Source organism: Acidovorax sp. YS12 (assembly GCA_021496925.1).
Classification (GTDB): Bacteria; Pseudomonadota; Gammaproteobacteria; order Burkholderiales; family Burkholderiaceae_C; genus Paenacidovorax.
The window spans coordinates 2,986,686-3,003,117 of sequence record CP053915.1 but is presented as its reverse complement, the minus strand read 5'-3'; the positions used below and the strand labels follow the sequence as shown (position 1 = coordinate 3,003,117).

The 16,432-nt window shown below is 57.1% G+C and carries 15 protein-coding genes and 1 tRNA gene; 7 read left to right on the top strand and 9 right to left on the bottom strand.

Features of this window, described 5'->3' with window-relative positions:
- Position 1: 1 nt before the first annotated feature.
- A tRNA-Arg gene (locus YS110_13640) sits at positions 2-78 on the bottom strand.
- A gap of 72 nt (positions 79-150) precedes the next feature.
- On the opposite strand from YS110_13640, the gene YS110_13635 reads away from it, so the two are divergent.
- The 7 genes from YS110_13635 to YS110_13605 all read left to right on the top strand — a co-directional run bounded on the left by YS110_13635 (position 151) and on the right by YS110_13605 (position 8,440).
- The gene (locus tag YS110_13635) at positions 151-1,479 is read left to right on the top strand and encodes a nucleotide sugar dehydrogenase (protein ID UJB65719.1); all 1,329 of its coding nucleotides are present in this window, start codon (positions 151-153) and stop codon (positions 1,477-1,479) included.
- 5 nt (positions 1,480-1,484) lie between these two features.
- Positions 1,485-3,452: an acyltransferase gene (locus YS110_13630; protein UJB65718.1), complete on the top strand. Its 1,968-nt coding sequence runs from the start codon at positions 1,485-1,487 to the stop codon at positions 3,450-3,452.
- Positions 3,442-4,908, top strand: coding sequence for a putative DNA binding domain-containing protein (locus tag YS110_13625; GenBank protein ID UJB65717.1), 1,467 nt, complete (start codon positions 3,442-3,444; stop codon positions 4,906-4,908). The genes YS110_13630 and YS110_13625 overlap by 11 nt, the downstream gene beginning before the upstream one ends.
- Positions 4,905-5,411: an ATP-dependent DNA helicase gene (locus YS110_13620; protein UJB65716.1), complete on the top strand. Its 507-nt coding sequence runs from the start codon at positions 4,905-4,907 to the stop codon at positions 5,409-5,411. The genes YS110_13625 and YS110_13620 overlap by 4 nt, the downstream gene beginning before the upstream one ends.
- Positions 5,408-6,571, top strand: coding sequence for a glycosyltransferase family 4 protein (locus YS110_13615; protein ID UJB65715.1), 1,164 nt, complete (start codon positions 5,408-5,410; stop codon positions 6,569-6,571). Before YS110_13620 ends, YS110_13615 begins: the two co-directional genes overlap by 4 nt.
- A gap of 82 nt (positions 6,572-6,653) precedes the next feature.
- Complete coding sequence (locus tag YS110_13610; GenBank protein UJB67454.1) at positions 6,654-7,619, top strand: glycosyltransferase family 4 protein; 966 nt, start codon at positions 6,654-6,656, stop codon at positions 7,617-7,619.
- The gene (locus YS110_13605; GenBank protein UJB65714.1) at positions 7,616-8,440 is read left to right on the top strand and encodes a glycosyltransferase; all 825 of its coding nucleotides are present in this window, start codon (positions 7,616-7,618) and stop codon (positions 8,438-8,440) included. Before YS110_13610 ends, YS110_13605 begins: the two co-directional genes overlap by 4 nt.
- Position 8,441: 1 nt before the next feature.
- On the opposite strand, the gene YS110_13600 is transcribed toward YS110_13605, so the two are convergent.
- The 8 genes from YS110_13600 to YS110_13565 all read right to left on the bottom strand — a co-directional run bounded on the left by YS110_13600 (position 8,442) and on the right by YS110_13565 (position 16,426).
- Entirely contained in the window at positions 8,442-9,569 is a 1,128-nt protein-coding gene (locus YS110_13600) for a glycosyltransferase (GenBank protein ID UJB65713.1), read from the bottom strand.
- Positions 9,566-10,438, bottom strand: a complete 873-nt coding sequence (locus YS110_13595; protein UJB65712.1) for an FkbM family methyltransferase — start codon at positions 10,436-10,438, stop codon at positions 9,566-9,568. Before YS110_13595 ends, YS110_13600 begins: the two co-directional genes overlap by 4 nt.
- Positions 10,439-10,462: 24 nt before the next feature.
- A complete protein-coding gene (locus YS110_13590) occupies positions 10,463-11,686 on the bottom strand; it encodes a lipopolysaccharide biosynthesis protein (protein UJB65711.1) in 1,224 nt (407 codons plus the stop codon).
- 46 nt (positions 11,687-11,732) lie between these two features.
- A complete protein-coding gene (locus YS110_13585; GenBank protein UJB65710.1) occupies positions 11,733-12,593 on the bottom strand; it encodes a glycosyltransferase family 2 protein in 861 nt (286 codons plus the stop codon).
- A gap of 8 nt (positions 12,594-12,601) precedes the next feature.
- Positions 12,602-14,461, bottom strand: a complete 1,860-nt coding sequence (locus tag YS110_13580) for a hypothetical protein (GenBank protein ID UJB65709.1) — start codon at positions 14,459-14,461, stop codon at positions 12,602-12,604.
- Positions 14,462-14,473: 12 nt separating this feature from the next.
- Complete coding sequence (locus YS110_13575) at positions 14,474-14,890, bottom strand: pilin (GenBank protein ID UJB67453.1); 417 nt, start codon at positions 14,888-14,890, stop codon at positions 14,474-14,476.
- 78 nt (positions 14,891-14,968) lie between these two features.
- A complete protein-coding gene (locus YS110_13570) occupies positions 14,969-15,394 on the bottom strand; it encodes a pilin (GenBank protein ID UJB65708.1) in 426 nt (141 codons plus the stop codon).
- Between the two features lie 243 nt (positions 15,395-15,637).
- Positions 15,638-16,426, bottom strand: coding sequence for a 3',5'-cyclic-nucleotide phosphodiesterase (locus YS110_13565; GenBank protein UJB65707.1), 789 nt, complete (start codon positions 16,424-16,426; stop codon positions 15,638-15,640).
- Between the last annotated feature and the right edge of the window lie 6 nt (positions 16,427-16,432).

Below are 16,432 nucleotides of genomic sequence, written 5' to 3'. Positions count from 1 at the left end.
CTGGCCTGCCCGGAGGGACTCGAACCCCCGACCTATTGCTTAGAAGGCAATTGCTCTATCCAGTTGAGCTACGGGCAGACGAATGGTGCGCACGAGAAGGTGCGCATCATACTGCTTGCTTGTATCCGTGAAATTCTTTGAGTACCCCCTATGTCTGACGCCTCCCAACCATCCCTACTCGACACTTTGCAGACACGTATTGCCCAAGCGCAGGCGTGCGTAGGCATATACGGTCTGGGCTATGTAGGCCTGCCTTTGGCATTGCGTTTTGCCGAAGTCGGCCTGAAAGTCGTCGGCTTCGATATTGATGAGGACAAAATCCAGCAGCTGAATGCCGGCCGCAGCTATATCGAGCGCATTACACCCAGCACCATCCAGCGTGCGCAGGCGCAGGGCTTTGAGGCCACGTCAGATTTCGCTCGCACGGCAGAGGTGGATGCGCTCATCATCTGCGTGCCCACGCCGCTGGATGCACACCGCGAGCCGGATCTGAGTTTCATCGTCAGCACTATCGAAGCCGGCTTGCCCTTCATGCGCCCAGGCCAGTTGGTGAGCCTGGAAAGCACCACATGGCCCGGCACCACCGAAGAGGTGCTGGCTCCGCGTTTGCGGGCCCGGGGTCTGGTGCCCGGTGTCCACTGTGCGCTGGTCTTTTCACCCGAGCGCGAGGACCCCGGCAATCCGGATTACGGGACCAAGGACATTCCGAAGGTCATTGGCGGCAGCACACCCCGCTGTCTGGCGCTGGGCATAGCGCTGTACCAGCATGCGATCAAAACGATGGTGCCCGTCAGCTCCACCCGCGCGGCAGAGATGACCAAGCTGCTGGAAAACATCCATCGCAGCGTGAACATAGGTCTGGTGAACGAGATGAAAATCGTGGCCGACAAAATGGGCATCAACATCCATGAGGTGATTGATGCGGCCGCGACCAAGCCCTTTGGCTTCGTACCCTACAAACCCGGCCCAGGCCTGGGCGGGCACTGCATCCCCATCGACCCGTTCTACCTGACCTGGAAGGCGCGTGAATACGGCGTGAATACCCGCTTCATAGAACTGGCGGGCGAAATCAACCACTACATGCCGCACTGGGTGGTAGAAAAAATCACCGATGCCCTGAACGAGCGCAGCAAGGCCATCAAAGGCAGCCGCATTTTGGTGCTGGGCTTGGCCTACAAGAAAAACATTGATGACACGCGCGAATCGCCCGCTGTGGAAATCATGGACTTGCTGCAAGCCAAAGGCGCGCACATCGATTACAGCGACCCGCATGTGCCCGTGTTTCCGCGCAAGCGCGATTACCACTTTGACCTGCAATCGGTGACCCTGACGCCCGAGAGCATCGCCAGCTACGACTGCCTGGTGCTGGCTACCGACCACGATGGATTTGACTACCCGCAGCTGCAGCAGCACGCCCGCTTGATCGTGGATACACGTGGACGGCTGGGGGTGGGCCAAGCCAATGTGGCGGCGGCGTAAAGGCCATGTCGACATTCAGTGCTTTTTTCCGCCCGGATATTGAGGGCTTGCGTGCCATCGCCGTGCTGCTGGTGATTGCGGCGCATTACGCCATTCCAGGGTTTTCAGGGGGCTTCATTGGCGTTGATATTTTTTTCGTCATTTCGGGCTATCTGATTACTGGCCTTTTGGTGCGAGAGCACCAAGCCACTGGGCGTATCGCCTTGCTACGCTTCTATGCCAACCGTCTGCGCCGCTTGCTGCCCGCACTGGCAACGATGCTGGGCGTTAGCGCTTTGCTGATTGGGTGGTTGCTACCGGTTACCCAACACCCCGCGCACAGCCAAGCTGGCGCCCTGGCGAGCGTATGGGCGAGCAATGTATTTTTCGCCTTTGCCGATTTGGATTATTTTGCTACGGAGACCGCCAGCAACGCCTTTTTGCACACCTGGTCACTGGGCGTAGAGGAGCAGTTTTACTTAGTCTGGCCACTGCTCATCCTGCTGATAGCGCCCTGGGCTCAGGGGCAACCCAGGCGTTTTGGCTGGTTCTGGCTGCTGGTTGCACTCCTATCGCTGCTAGCCTGTTTATGGTTGGTGCAATCCCAAGCCATGCTGGCGTTTTACCTGATGCCTACACGTGCCTGGCAGTTTGCCGCTGGGGCACTGGCTTGGCTGCTGGCACAGCAACTGCGCCCCAGCCCGGCGCAGGCAAAAAGCGCAAGCTGGCTGGGCTTGGGGCTCTTGGTGCTCAGTCTGATCGCGATTGACGCCAGCACGCTCTATCCCAGCATGTGGGCACTGCTTCCCACCATGGCCAGCATGGCCTTGTTGTGGGCAGGCAGCACAGACACTCTCCCTGCTGCAATCAAGCCCCTCTGCTCTGCGCCCATGCAGGCCATTGGCCGCCTTTCCTACGCCTGGTACCTCTGGCACTGGCCAGTTTTGGTGATGGGTCAGCAGATGCTCCCCATCCACGGGCATCTGGGCAATACCGTGTTGGCACTCGGCCTGTCGCTGCTGGCCGCCATCGCCACCCACCATTGGGTTGAAAACCCCATCCGATTTGGTCGCCCTGCCCAACTGCGACATCGCTGGCAAATGGGGTTGGCACTGTGCCTGATGGTGTTGCTGAATTCACAAATGGTGCGCTGGAATACCGAAGCCCGCGATACCTTGGCCCGCAGCAGTAACACTGCCGTAGCCCGTGCTGTAGTCGATATGCCAGTGATTTACCAGCACGGCTGCGACGACTGGTACCACAGCGATGTACTCAAACCCTGCAGTTACGGCAAAGAGAGCGCCCCCAAAACCGCACTGCTGCTGGGCGACAGCATCGGTGCCCAATGGTTTCCGACGCTGACCGCCATGCTGGACTCGCAGCAATGGCGCATCGTGGTGCTGACCAAGTCGTCCTGCCCCATGGTGGACGAGCCATTTTTCTATCAACGCATAGGCCGCGACTACACCGAGTGCAGTACGTGGCGCCATCGTGCGATTGACTGGATTCAGCACAACCCGGTGCAGCGTATTTTTATAGGTGGCACAGCCTCCCCTGATTTCACAGCAGAGCAATGGACGCAAGGCACCAGACGCATCCTGGATCAATTGGCGCCGCATACGGAAGCCATTTATGTGATTGAAGCCAACCCCACCTTAGGGTTTGATGGCCCAAGCTGCCTGCGCCAACGCTCTTCTGCAGAATGCCAAAGCCCCCCTGCCAGCCACCCGCGCTATCCAGAAGTTGCCCGCTATGTGCAACAAGCCATCGCGCTGCAACCTAAGGCGCATTGGCTGGAGACCAGCAGTTTTGTCTGCCCCAATGACCAATGCCAGGCACTGCGAAATATCCATGGCCAAGAAACCGTCGTGTTCCGCGACAGCCAGCATCTGACGGCCAGTTTTGTGGCCCAGGCCGCAGAGCATTTTTCGCGGCAGATAGAAGGGGCGCATGGCATCGGTACCCAGCCACATCAAGACCGCCATGCACCTTGAAGAACTCCAGCGCATCCTGGCCGGTGGTGAAGACAGCCAGCACCAGTTCAAGCGCGAAATCACCCACCCAGACAGCTTGGCCGCCGAACTGGTGGCCCTGTCCAACAGCGGCGGTGGGCGCATTTTCATCGGCGTGGCAGACGATGGCCGCATCAGCGGCTTGAGCCCGCAGCAGGTGCGCACCTTGAACCAGCTGCTCAGCAACACCGCCAGCAACAATGTGCGTCCGCCCATCCACCCCAGCACGCAGAACATCGCTACCGAACAAGGTGTCGTCATCGTGGTGACGGTGGCTGCAGGCCTGAACCAGCCCTACATGGACGCGCAGGGCCGCGTGTGGGTCAAGAACGGGGCAGACAAGCGCCACGTCACCTCGCGCGAAGAAATGCAGCGCATGTTCTTGAACGCCGGGTTGATCCAGGCCGACACCCTGCCCGTGCCGGGCACCAGCATGGCCGATATGGATTGGGCCGCTTTTGACGCTTACTACCGCAAACGCTTTGGCCAACCCTGCCCCGAAGCCGAGCACACCGCCAGCCTTACCAGCCTGGGCCTGCTCAAAAACCAGCAACTGACCTTGGCCGGAGTGCTGCTGTTTGGCCTGCAGCCCCAGCGCTGGTTGCCCGTGTGCATGGTCAAAGCCGTGGCGTTCTATGGCAACTCGATTGGCGATACCCAGTACCAAGACAGCGAAGACATTGACGGCACCCTGAGCGCGCAGTTTCAGCGCAGTTTTGCCTTTATCAAACGTAACCTGCACCACGTGCAAAACGGCAGAGGCTTCAACACCCTGGGCGAGCTGGAAGTGCCGCCCATCGCGTTGGAAGAGCTGCTGGTCAACGCCCTGATGCACCGCGATTACTTTGACAGCGCCTCCATTCGCATCCTGGTGTTTCGTGACCGCATTGAAATCATCAGCCCCGGCCACCTGCCTGGCAACCTGAGCACCGAAGACATCCAGCACGGCAAAACCAAGCGCCGCAACCCCATCTTGAGCGAACACGCCGCCCACCTGCTGCCCTACCGGGGGCTGGGCAGTGGCATTCACCGAGCACGGCAAGCCTGGCCGCAAATTGCGTTGCAAGACCACCGCAGCGGCAATGAATTTAGGGCCGTGGTGGCGCGGCCCAAGCCCGCCACGCAAGTGATTGCACCCGCAGGCATAGGCACTGAGGGGGGCAACCCACCAGTCACCCCCGAAGTCACCCCCGAAGTCACCCCCGAAGTCATGCGATTGATGCCAGTCTTGCAGGGTGCCATGAGCCGCCAAGAATTGATGCGGGCACTGGGCCTGAAAGATGAAAAGCACTTTCGCCAGCACTACCAGCAAGCAGCCATGGCATTAGGGTTGATAGAAATGACTATTCCCGACAAACCCCGCAGTCGCCTGCAGCGCTACCAGCTGACTGAGGCAGGGCAAAAGCTGGTGCCACCACAGCAGGGCCACAACCCATGAAGAGCGGCATCTCGCGTATCCGCAACCCAGTGATTGCCCGCGTATTCCGCGAGCTGGGCTTGACCGAACAATGGGGCAGCGGCATCAAGCGCATCTTTGAATCCGCCGCACAACAAGGCCTGCCCGAACCCCTGATTGAGGAAATAGCCACCGGTATTCGGTTGCGTATCTGGCTGGCACAGCCCCACGCGGCAGGACAAACGCCTGCACCTGCGGATGACACCTCCATCCTGCAACGGCTAGAGTCGCGGCTAGAGTCGCGGCTAGAGTCAAAACTGGCAGCCAAGGTACTCATGCACCTGACCACCCAGCCCATGGGCAAAGCCGATCTGGCCAAGGCACTGGGCCATACCACCGTATCGGGCGAGTTGCACAAGCAAATTCGCCGCCTGCTGGACTCAGGGCACATCGAAATGACCCTCCCCGACAAACCCACCAGCCGCCTGCAGCGCTATCGGCTGACCGAAGCGGGGCAAGCGCTGTTGCAGCAGGAGCGCCCATGAACCAGCCCCGCATCCTGCACATCACGCGCAACCTGCCGCCGCTGGTAGGCGGCATGGAGCGCTTGAACTGGCACATTGCCGATGAACTATCGCGTTATGCGCAAGTGCAATTGATTGGCCCCAGCGGCTCTGCAGCGCAGCGCCCTGTTGCCGTACCAGTGACCGAAGTGCCACTGCGCCCGTTGCCTCGTTTTTTGCTGGCATCCGCATGGCAGGCTGTGGCCGTGGCGCGGCGCTTTCAGCCACACATCGTGCTGGCAGGAAGCGGCTTGACGGCCCCTGCCGCCTGGCTGGCTGCCCGCGCCAGCGGCGCCCGTGCCCATGTGTATTTGCATGGGCTGGATGCCGCTGTGCAACACCCCGCTTACCGCGCAGTGTGGCACCCGGCCATCCGGCGCATGGATGGCGTGATTGCCAACAGCCAGCCCACCGCCGAGCTGGCACGCAACCTGGGCGTAGCAGCCGAAAAAATCCGCATCGTGCATCCAGGGGTCACACTGCCCACCGCACCACAAAGCCCCGCCGCGTTGCAGGATTTTCGGCAACGCCACCAACTTGGAAATAAGCGCTTGCTGCTGTCCGTGGGCCGCCTGACCACCCGCAAAGGCTTGCGCGAATTTGTGCAGCAAGCCTTGCCCGCTATTGTTCAGGCAGCACCCGATACCCTGCTGGCCGTCGTGGGAGATGCCCCAGCCCACTCGCTGCACGCCAGCGTGCAGACCCGCGCCAGCATCCAAGCGGTGGCCGATGCAGCGGGCATTGGGCAACATTTGCGCTTTCTGGGTGTGATCACCGACCCGCAAGAACTGGCCTGCGCCTACGAAAGTGCCACTTTGCACATCTTTCCCGTGCGCCATCTGCCCGGCGACCCAGAAGGTTTTGGCATGGTGGCGATTGAAGCAGCAGCGCATGGCCTGCCCACGGTGGCGTTTGCGACAGGGGGGATTGTGGATGCCGTGGCACCGGGCCAGTCAGGCCACCTGGTGCCACCCGGCGACTACCCGGCCCTAACCCAAGCCGCGTTGCAAATCCTGGCCGATGACCCCGGCGCATGGCAGACACGCACCAGCACCTTTGCGGCGCAGTTTGCATGGCCAGTGATGGGGAAAAAACTGCGGGACATACTGCAAGCGGGCAAACACCCAGAGGCTAAGAGTTGAGATACGTATGAACACTGCAGCCCCCGCCATCTGGTTCCCCACCGTGCGCACAAACACGGGCACCGACGTATTCACCCAGCGGCTGGTGGCCGATCTGTGCAAGCGCGGGGTGCGTGCCGAGATTACCTGGCTACCGCTGCGCGCCGAATATGCGCCCTGGACAGTGCCCATACCCCTGCCGCCCGCGTGGGCCACAGTGGCGCACGTCAATACCTGGCTGCACACGCGCTTCATTCCCCGCGGCCTGCCCGTGGTAGCTACCATCCACCACGCCGTGCACCACCCAGATGCCAGCGCCTACAAAGGCCCTCTGCGCGCTGCCTACCACCGCTGGTGGATAGCGCCCAACGAACGCCGCGTGCTGCGCCATGCCCAGCGTGTGGTGGCTGTCAGCCAGTTTGTGGCCAACAGCACCCTGCACAGTCTGCTGGACGTGCCCATGCAGGTCATCTACAACGGCGTGGATACCGAGCGCTTTTGCCCCGGCACGCGCCAGCGCCAGCCCGGCGAGCCCTTCAAGCTGCTGTTTGTGGGCAGTTGGATGGCGCGCAAGGGCGTGGACTTGTTGGCCCCCATCCTGCGCCAACTGGGCGAGGGCTTTGTGCTGCACTACACCGGCGGCCCGGCGGCACAAAAAGACAAAGCCCACATGCCGCCCAACATGATCGACATGGGCCGCCTGCAAGGCGATGCTGCCGTGGTGGCTGCCATGCAGAATGCAGACGCGCTGCTGTTTCCATCGCGCAGCGAAGGCCACCCCCTAGTGGCGGTAGAAGCCATGGCCTGTGGCTTGCCCATTATTGGAATGCACGGGTCGTCCGTCTCTGAAGCGGTTACTGACGGTCAAACCGGCCTGCTGTGCCCACAAAATGATGTTGCGGCGTTTGTGACTGCCACGCGCAGCCTGGCTGCTGATAAGGCACGTTACGCCAGCCTGGCGCAAGCCGCGCGGCTGCAGGCAGTGGAGCGTTTTTCAGAAGCCTCCATGATCGACGCATACCTGCACCTGTACCACTGCATCACGACCGGTGCCAAAGGTGCCCTGTGACCGCCGCCATCACCATCCACTTCAAAAAACCCAGGCTCACCAGTGCGTGTATTGACAGCCTGTTGGCCGATGGCTGGTCACCCATTCTGGTTTGGGACAACTCGGAAGACGCAGGGGCCAGCTTGCAACACCTGCAAACCCGGTATGCGGCAGAGCCCCGCGTAGTGCTGGTTGCCAACCCCCGCAACCTGGGTTTTGGCAAAGGCATGAACGCCGCGCTGGCAGCCCTGGGGCGCTATGGCTACACCGGGCCGGTGCTGCTGGTCAACAACGATGCCCAGGTGCAACCGGGGATGCGCTTCGCGTTAGAAGCGCGACTGACGCACTCCAACACCCCCATGCTGATTGCACCGCGCCTGATGCAGGATGGCCAAGAACAAGGCTGGCTGTACTACCAACCATGGCTGGCGTTGGTGACCAAGCGACCCGTTTGGGGCAGCTTTGCGTACCTGAGTGGCTGTTGCCTGCTGGTGCAGCGGCCCGACAACACACAGCCTTTGTTTGACGAAACCTTCTTCATGTACGGCGAAGACGTGGAACTGTCTTGGCGCATACGCCGCCAAGGCGGGCAATTGGTGCTGCTGGACCGCAGTTATCTGCAGCATGACGGATTGGGCAGCAGCGGCCATGCCAGTGCTGCTTATGAGCAGTATTTGGTGCAGTCCCACTGGCTGCTGGCGGGAAAACTAGCGTCCCACGCTTTTTCTGCAACATTGATGCGTGTGTTGCGTATTCCATCCCTGCTGGCACGTGCGTGCCTGCGGTCGTGGCGGTATCGGTCATGGGTGCCATTGCGGGCAGTTTCCAGACTTTTTGTCTGAATCAATTGGCAAAGCGAGCTTTCTGGCATCTCTCTACGGATTCGATCAGAGCCACATGCTGACGCGCAGCTTCTGTTGCTGTGAATTTTTCAAACCATGCATCAGGTGGGCGTTGAATAGAGCGTGGTTGCTGCAACACATCCAACATGGCGTTGGCAAGGGCATCACGATCCTCAACAGGGACCAAGGTGCCATACCGGCCGCCCTCCAAGACCTCGGCTGGGCCGTAATCACAGTCGGTAGAAATCACTTGCGTGCCCGCCCACAGCGCCTCTACAAGCACCAGCCCAAAACCTTCAAATCTGGAGCTAAGAACAAAAGCACATGCCCTCCGCATTTGTGCGATTGGACAATCTGTATGCCCAGCCAGAACAATAGCTCCCTCCATATTTAACGAATCAATTTGCGCTTGCAATACATCACGCAAAGAACCGCTTCCAAAAATCACCAGGCGCGCATTGGTTTTTTCTCTGATGCCCGAAAAGGCGTCGATCAAAACATCAAAACCCTTTTGATTTTCCAATCGCCCCATGGCAACAAAAACAGGAACAGAAGCATCTTCAAGCCAAGGGTGCAACTTTGCCGACTCTGTTTCAACTGGCACTGCGGCATCGTCAATGACTGGATTCAGAATGGTTGTGACATGCGATGAATCAATAAGCAGGTAATTGGCAGTTGCTGAAGCCAGCGCCCGCGAAACGGCAATTACATGGGAGTGCTGCGCCGCCCAACGCGAGAGCACCGGGCCAATGAGGCGGTTAACGAAGCTTGCCTGCTGCCAATCAAGATGAAGATTGTTCTCGTTGCGAATGAAAATTGGTGGCTTCCATCGATAAAATAATTTCGATAGTGAGGCCGCTATTCCCGTAGTGACGCCAAAACAAATCACTGCATCGGATTTGAATTGCCGCACAATTTGCGCAAGATTTTGTATTGATTTAATCGGCTTGCCCGTCTTGAAGTCAACGATTTGGCATTTTTTTCTGAATTTTTCAGCAAATTCACCAACCGCTAATGGCGTGGCAACGATTATTTCATGCCCATTTTTTACTAGCGCAGAGGCCAGCAAATAAGCAACTTGCTCTGCTCCTCCCGCCAAAAGTCTAGGGGTAAAAAAAATGATTTTCAAAGATCACCCATTTTTAATGCCAAGACATCTGTAAATTCATGCCCTGCCGGATACATCACAGCCAATTGATCCAGCGTGATCTCCACAGCCTTCTCGCCCTGCTTCAAATCAAAAATCCGCCGCCCCGCCAGTGCCTCCCGAAACCAATTCATTCCACCAGAGTTTTCAAGGTAGCCGGTGTTGAATTCGCAGACAACGGGGATGCCTGTGGCCAGCAGGTTTGGCGCACCGCGCAGTGCATGGCCTTCATAACCCTCGATATCCATCCATAGCAGCGCACCATCATGCGGGCAATCCACATCGTCGAGACGCGTGGAAGCGACAGGCAGGCCCGTGCGCCCAATCGAATGGTTGCCACTGTTGGTTGAGGACTCCGTGAGGAATAACGAAGCATGGGACTCTGTTCCTACCGCCTGTGCCAGCACGCGCACACGCTCCGACAAGCCGTTCAGTGCCAGGTTGGCGCGCAACAGTCGAAGATTGGTCGGGTGCGGCTCGATGGCAGTGGCCGATTGCATTAGTCCGCGTGCCAGTGCCGGAATAACGATGGTGCCGATATTGGCGCCGACATCGATCAAGTGCTGGGGACGGGGCAGGCCCTCTCGCTCAATGATCGCCAAGGCCGTTTGCAGTTTGGCAAAGTCAAACTCGCCATGCAGGAATAATTCGCGGCCAATCACTTTGTCCGCAGTCGCCACCACGAAATGTTCAGGACGCCCGGTCACTAAATACGGTACCGGCATGGCGTCGTAGACAGCGCGACGCAGCAGCGCAGGCCCGGACTTCAACAGCAAAAATAAAGCCCGGCTAGCGGCCAGCAAGGGGCGACGCAGCACCTGGGAGTTGCGTATGGGGTCAGGCAAAGACATGCGTAGCTTTCATCAAACGGGTTATCAGCGGATGCGTAGCGCGCCCTGAAGCAAAAAAACAATCATCACGGTCTCTGCTACGTAGCCAGCCCACACCGCCCCAGTCAGCCCATAAGCAGGAGCGAATACTGCCACGCTCACCACGCTCACCACCCCGCCGATGGCGTAGGCCCAACCAATCTGCTGCGTTCGGCCATGATGGATGGCGTGGTAATTGAGCAGCACCCGCAATACCTGCAGCATGGGCAACCAGGCCAGCAGGCGCAAAACCGCCACCGCATCTGCAAAATCGGCACCAAAAACTACGGGCAGCAGCGGGGCCACTAGCCACAGGACACCACCCACGGCCAACGCCAGAAGCATCAGCGCGGCACCGGAGCGGCGCAGCTGCCGTGCCGGGTTAGCGTGGGCATACAGGCGCGGCCATAACGCTTCTTGCAACGCCAGCACAGGGAGGCTGGCCATGTCCACCACCCGCTGGGCCACGTTGTAGGTGCCTGCCAGGCCAAACCCCGCTTGTGCCAGCATGGGCTTGTTGAACTCGCCTTGCAATTTGGTGGCAAAAACGGCCAAGCTGAATGGCAGCCCGCTGCGCGCCGTCATGGGCTCCGGCAGCACCGCATCAGGCGCTTTGGCCGCCGCGCGCAAAGGCAGCCATAACAGCGCGGCATAGATCAGCCCGCTGGCCGCGTAAGTCCACAGCACGGCGGTGACACCTGGATCCCCCGTGCCTGCCCACAGCAGGCCCAATGCCACCAGCCGCGCGCCCGGCAAGCCCGCGTTGACGGCGCCAAAGGCATGGGTGCGCTGTTGCGCCTGCAGGTGGCGGGCGCACAACTCGGTCAACGAGGTTGCGGATAGTTCGGCTGCAGCCACCACCACCAGAGCAAGCAGTGCGATACGCTCAGGCAGCAACCACAGGGTCACCACCACGGACGCAGCCAGGCACGGCAGGAGCGTGCGGAGCCACCAACGCAGCGCACGCGCCAGATAGTTGCCGGCGTGCGCTGGGTCGCGTGCCGCATTGCGCAGCAGCATGTGTGATAGACCCAAACCTACAAAAGGGGTAAAAAAAGAGGAGACAGCCACCACTGCCACAAACTGCCCATAAGGTTGTGCGCCCAGCTGCCGCGCCAGCCACACCACCGTGGCGGCTTGCGTGGCAGCCCGCAGCAGCATCCAGCCCAGCAAAACCAGGCCGTTACGGGCCAGGCCACCGGGGCGCCAGCGGATGGAAAGCCTGCTCATGCCCAGCGCGGGTCAAACCAAGCAGTGACAAGCGATGGCTGCGGCATTACTCGGTGCCACGGTACATCAGCGCCGTAATTTGCTCAGAGATTAGCCCCATCATGAAGGTAATCACGCTGCCGGTATAAAGCAGGGCGCTCATATTGGTGAATTTGTGCATGGTGACAAATGTCCAGCCATACCAGCCGCTGGCCAATAAAAACATCAGTAGTGCCACCGGCGCAAAGATTTTCAGCGGTGAAAACAGCGTACCAATTTTGAAAATGATGAGTAAAAATCGTGTGCCATCACGCAGCAGGCGGATATGGCTTTTACCAATGCGCTTGGCTGCGTGGATCGGCACGTAAGCCACCGAATACCCGGCCCGGAAAAATGCCATAGTGCTGGTGGTAGGGTAAGAAAAGCCATTGGGCAGCAGATAGAGAAACTCGCGGAACTTGTCCGCCCGCACGGCGCGAAAGCCGCTGGTCAGGTCTTCCACCTTGTGCCCGGTCATCCAGCTGGCCAGCCGGTTGTACAACCCATTAGCCAGCCCGCGCCCCACGCTGGCTTGCGAGCCCTTTTGGCGCGCGCCCACCACCATGTCATTCCCCTGGTTTAGCTGATCCAGCAGGCGCGGAATGTCTGCAGGGTCGTGCTGGCCATCGGCATCCATAAACACCAGCACTTCCCCTTGTGCTGCACGTGCCCCGGTTTTGATGGCCGCGCCATTGCCTTTGCTGTAAGGGTGGTGCACCACGCGTGCCCCAGCGGCTTGGGCCACGGCGGCGGTGTCGTCGATGGAGCCGTCGTTGACTACCAGCACTTCTACTGCAGCGGCATCCGGGTAGTGCTGGCGAATACCGGCCACCGTGGCACCTATGGCAGCAGACTCGTTTTTGGCGGGAAGAACAACCGAAAAATACATAAATAAATTTATTTATTTATCAAAACCAAATGTGCAGCTAACGAGGGGTAACCTTCTTGCATAACGCTTGCGATGATGGCATCTGCCAATTTTTGGTTTTTCACTTTATGTGCCTTTTGAATGGCCATTTCATAATATTTTTTTGCATTTTCTTCTTCACGAAGAATTATCAAATAATAATTTGCAACCTGAGCCATTCTGTAATCAGGCTGATCTTCCCGGTCAATGATAATGTTCAAGGCCTTTTGCAAGTTCACGTCATCCAAATCTTTGCCTTTGACCCTCTCTTGTAGCAGAGACCATACCGAAGTTCGCGTTTCCACACCCAAATGCAACGATTGCAATTTTTCCAAATATCTTTTCCAAATAAATTCAATATTTAGTACATCCTCTGGCAATTTATTTCCCGCTGACATTAAAATTAAATTAACGTCTGCTTGCGTACTGGCATTTGGCAAGCTGGCAGCCTGATTGAATGTTCGCGCAGCAAATTGATAAAATGGGGAGTTCTCTTCCCCACTTGATATTTCATAGTAAATAACGCCCAAATCCATGGCGGCGCGGGCAGATTGAGGATTTTTTGCCACCATATCCGCAGCCAGTAGTAGGGTATTGCCCCACATGGCTGCGCGAACACCGCCCAAAAACCCAATTCCTACGACCAATACAGATACTGCAAAATATTTGATCCCTGGCCCATCACGCACTGGCAGACGTGAGATGGCTTCAGTAAAAATCAGCAAAACCCCCAGCAAGGCGAAATAATTTCGGTGCTCAAACACCATCTCTAAGCCAATAATATTACTGGTTAAAAAGTGGGCAGACAAAAACCAAAAAACCCCCAGGGACACCAGCGGAAGTCGATGCCGCACCAGTACAGCCAAAACGAACGTGAATAACCAAGCCAAACATGCCGCTAAGGTGCTAACTGGCTGCAACCAAGATTTGGAGAGCGGGAAATTGTCGTAGTAAAAATAAAGATTGCCAGGTGCGGGTAGTACAATTTGCTGCACATATAACCACAGCACACGGGTCTGGGTTAATAGGCGTTCTGTAGTATTAAAATCGCGCCCAGAATAAGGCTGTGCTGTGTAGTAATGTGGCCACACCCATAATGCAAACACAAGCAATCCCAGCACACTGACAACTGTATATATTTTTTGCCAAAACTGCTGCTGCTCAGGGCGTACAGCAGCTGCGCTCTGCAACACAGTAACCTCCAGCCCCAAAAAGAACAATGGCAGCAACACTGCATTTTCTTTGCACAACCAGGCCAATCCCCAGGCCAACATCAAACCCAGCCACCAGCCCAAATGGCTATGACCCTTGGTTATTTGTTGCTGGCGCGCATACAAATACAGCAATAACGCAATAAATAAAAATGTAAAGCAGAGCGTTTCCATGCGCTGCACAATATACAAAGCTGAAGAGACTTGTATAGGATGAAGCCCCCACAAAAATCCCACTGCAGCAGCAGCCAAAATTTGATTTCTAGGTGCAATAACCAAACCAAAAGAAAAAATACGCAACACTAGCCAAAACACTAATACGGAATTGACGGCATGTATCAACAAACCCGTTACCTTGTAAGCCCACGGGTCTAGCCCAGCCCAATAAGCATTCAAGGCGAAACTAACCATCACTAATTGCCGCGTATTTTCAGAGTAGGCATTGGCCGCACGCCACAGTGTTTCTGGCGTCAGCTCTTTAATCTGCACATGGGCATTGGTAACAATATTATGATAATCATCAAACAAAAAACCGCCCGAGACACCAGGCCAAAATACAGCCGCACCAACAACAAACAAACACAAAGACAGAAAAATCGAAGCGATATTATGGCTTGGCTGTGATTTTAAAATAGACATAAATCAAAGGATTTAATGGCTGCAACCCACAGGCAGCAGCCCCGAAGGCACGGAAGCATCTACTTTGCACTCCCACTCATTAGAGGTATTGCGAACTAATTCTATGGTTTTATTAACAACTACTGGATTGCCTTTCAGGGTGCAACGAATAAATCCACTAGCTCCAGGTGCCATACTCAAAATGCAACGGGTGGTTTCTGAAGGCAATCCAATATCACCCAAGTTAAAAGTGTTCACGCTTTCAGCTAATACATGGTTTTCAAAAGCAATTTTTCCACCACGTATTTCAGCCAATCCAGCAGCGATCTGGGATTTAGCTACGTAATCTTTGTAAGCAGGCAAGGCAATGGCTGACAAAATTCCGATAACCGCCAAAACAATCATTAACTCAATAAGGGTAAAACCACGCACGGAAGAGGTGTGAGGCATAACAAAAACTCCGTGGAATTGAGTATATAAAAAAACCCCGCCAAAGCGGGGTTTTTTTGCCATCAAATCATGGCGATTTTAGGAGCAGCCGACTGGCTTGTATTTAGCATCGGCATCAGAAGTGCAGACCCAGGCACCAGAACCGTTACGTGTCAAGGTAACATGCTTGGTGGTCACTTTCGGGTTGCCCTTCAAGGCGCATTTAATGGCCTGACCGCTGGCAGCCGTATATGCACCAGTGGATGTAATGGTGCAACGAGCAGTGCTACCTTGCAGACCAATGTCACCAGCAGCGGGAGTTCCACTCTTTCCGGATTGAATGCCTTCTTCGAAGGCAGTGACACCACCACGAATTTCAGCCAAGCCGGCAGTAACCTGAGACTTCGCCATGTAGTCTTGGTAAGCGGGCAGTGCGATAGCCGCCAAAATACCAATGATCGCCACAACGATCATCAATTCAATCAGGGTGAAACCCTTTTGCACGGAACGCATCGTACGGTTCATAACACTTCTCCTCAAAGCAGTTGCAATGAAAGCCGGAGAGGAATTTCTCCTGGCTTCGGCAAGGGATTCAGCAGGTTCCATGCCAGCCTACTTCTGCAAAGACTTGTTGCATCTTTGTATGATTTTTCACACTCTGGCCGTGCAGAACGGCTTTTGGGGAGCATGGGGTGACGATTTTGTCTCTTTGCCTTGCATTGTCGAGGGTGAAGGGTTGGGGGTGCGAGCAGAACTGTCGCACTGTCATCAAATTGCAAACTCTTGCCCTGCTTGTAGCCAGCGAATGTCATGGTGAACCGTGAGCGCAGCACGGTCGGCGCCCAAGCCATAGATTTCATCCATGATGCGATCAGTTTCCAGCGGTTTGGCATGCGTGATGTACACCGGACAGGGGCGCCGCGGTTTCCATTGCGCCAGTTCTTCCATCAACGTGGATGGCGCCAAGTGCTGGCTGCGCTGGGCGAGTTCTTGCTCTTGGCCACTGAAGGCGGTTTCGATGACCAGCATGGCAATATCCATGTGGTTCAGGCGTTGCCACAGAGCTGGGTTGGGGCCGGTATCGCCGCTGAAGGCCCACCATCCTTCACTGCCGCGCAGCGCGTAGCCGACGGCGGGCACTGTGTGTACGGCAGGCAGTACTTCCACGGCGATGCCAGCTGCTTCAAGTTGCTGGCCAGTGTTTATTGGCGCATAGCGAATGAAGGGGGCATGGCTGCTGGGCAGGCAGCTGAAGTCTGGCCAAATGACGCCGTTGAAGATGTGCTGCTGCAGGGCCGAGATGGTTTCAGGTAGGGCGTGCAGGGTTAAAGGTTTGCTGCGGCGCGTGCCCACCGCATCTAGCATCAGCGGCAGGGCCGCAATGTGATCCAGATGGCAGTGGGTCAGCAGCACGTGGTCGATAGCCAGCATCTCATCGACCGTGAGGTCACCGACTCCCGTCCCGGCATCGACGAGAATGTGCTCGTCCACCAAGAAGGCCGTGGTTCGGCAGTCGCGGGCGATGGCGCCAGAGCAGCCGAGCACGCGGACTTTCATGGCGTG

Coding starts and splice junctions, on each gene's coding strand:
- YS110_13580 (UJB65709.1), bottom strand. CDS start 14,461: ATGTCTATTTTAAAATCACAGCCAAGCCATAATATCGCTTCGATTTTT.
- YS110_13615 (UJB65715.1), top strand. CDS start 5,408: ATGAACCAGCCCCGCATCCTGCACATCACGCGCAACCTGCCGCCGCTG.
- YS110_13625 (UJB65717.1), top strand. CDS start 3,442: ATGCACCTTGAAGAACTCCAGCGCATCCTGGCCGGTGGTGAAGACAGC.
- YS110_13590 (UJB65711.1), bottom strand. CDS start 11,686: ATGAGCAGGCTTTCCATCCGCTGGCGCCCCGGTGGCCTGGCCCGTAAC.
- YS110_13635 (UJB65719.1), top strand. CDS start 151: ATGTCTGACGCCTCCCAACCATCCCTACTCGACACTTTGCAGACACGT.
- YS110_13575 (UJB67453.1), bottom strand. CDS start 14,890: ATGCCTCACACCTCTTCCGTGCGTGGTTTTACCCTTATTGAGTTAATG.
- YS110_13620 (UJB65716.1), top strand. CDS start 4,905: ATGAAGAGCGGCATCTCGCGTATCCGCAACCCAGTGATTGCCCGCGTA.
- YS110_13630 (UJB65718.1), top strand. CDS start 1,485: ATGTCGACATTCAGTGCTTTTTTCCGCCCGGATATTGAGGGCTTGCGT.
- YS110_13585 (UJB65710.1), bottom strand. CDS start 12,593: ATGTATTTTTCGGTTGTTCTTCCCGCCAAAAACGAGTCTGCTGCCATA.
- YS110_13595 (UJB65712.1), bottom strand. CDS start 10,438: ATGTCTTTGCCTGACCCCATACGCAACTCCCAGGTGCTGCGTCGCCCC.
- YS110_13565 (UJB65707.1), bottom strand. CDS start 16,426: ATGAAAGTCCGCGTGCTCGGCTGCTCTGGCGCCATCGCCCGCGACTGC.
- YS110_13570 (UJB65708.1), bottom strand. CDS start 15,394: ATGAACCGTACGATGCGTTCCGTGCAAAAGGGTTTCACCCTGATTGAA.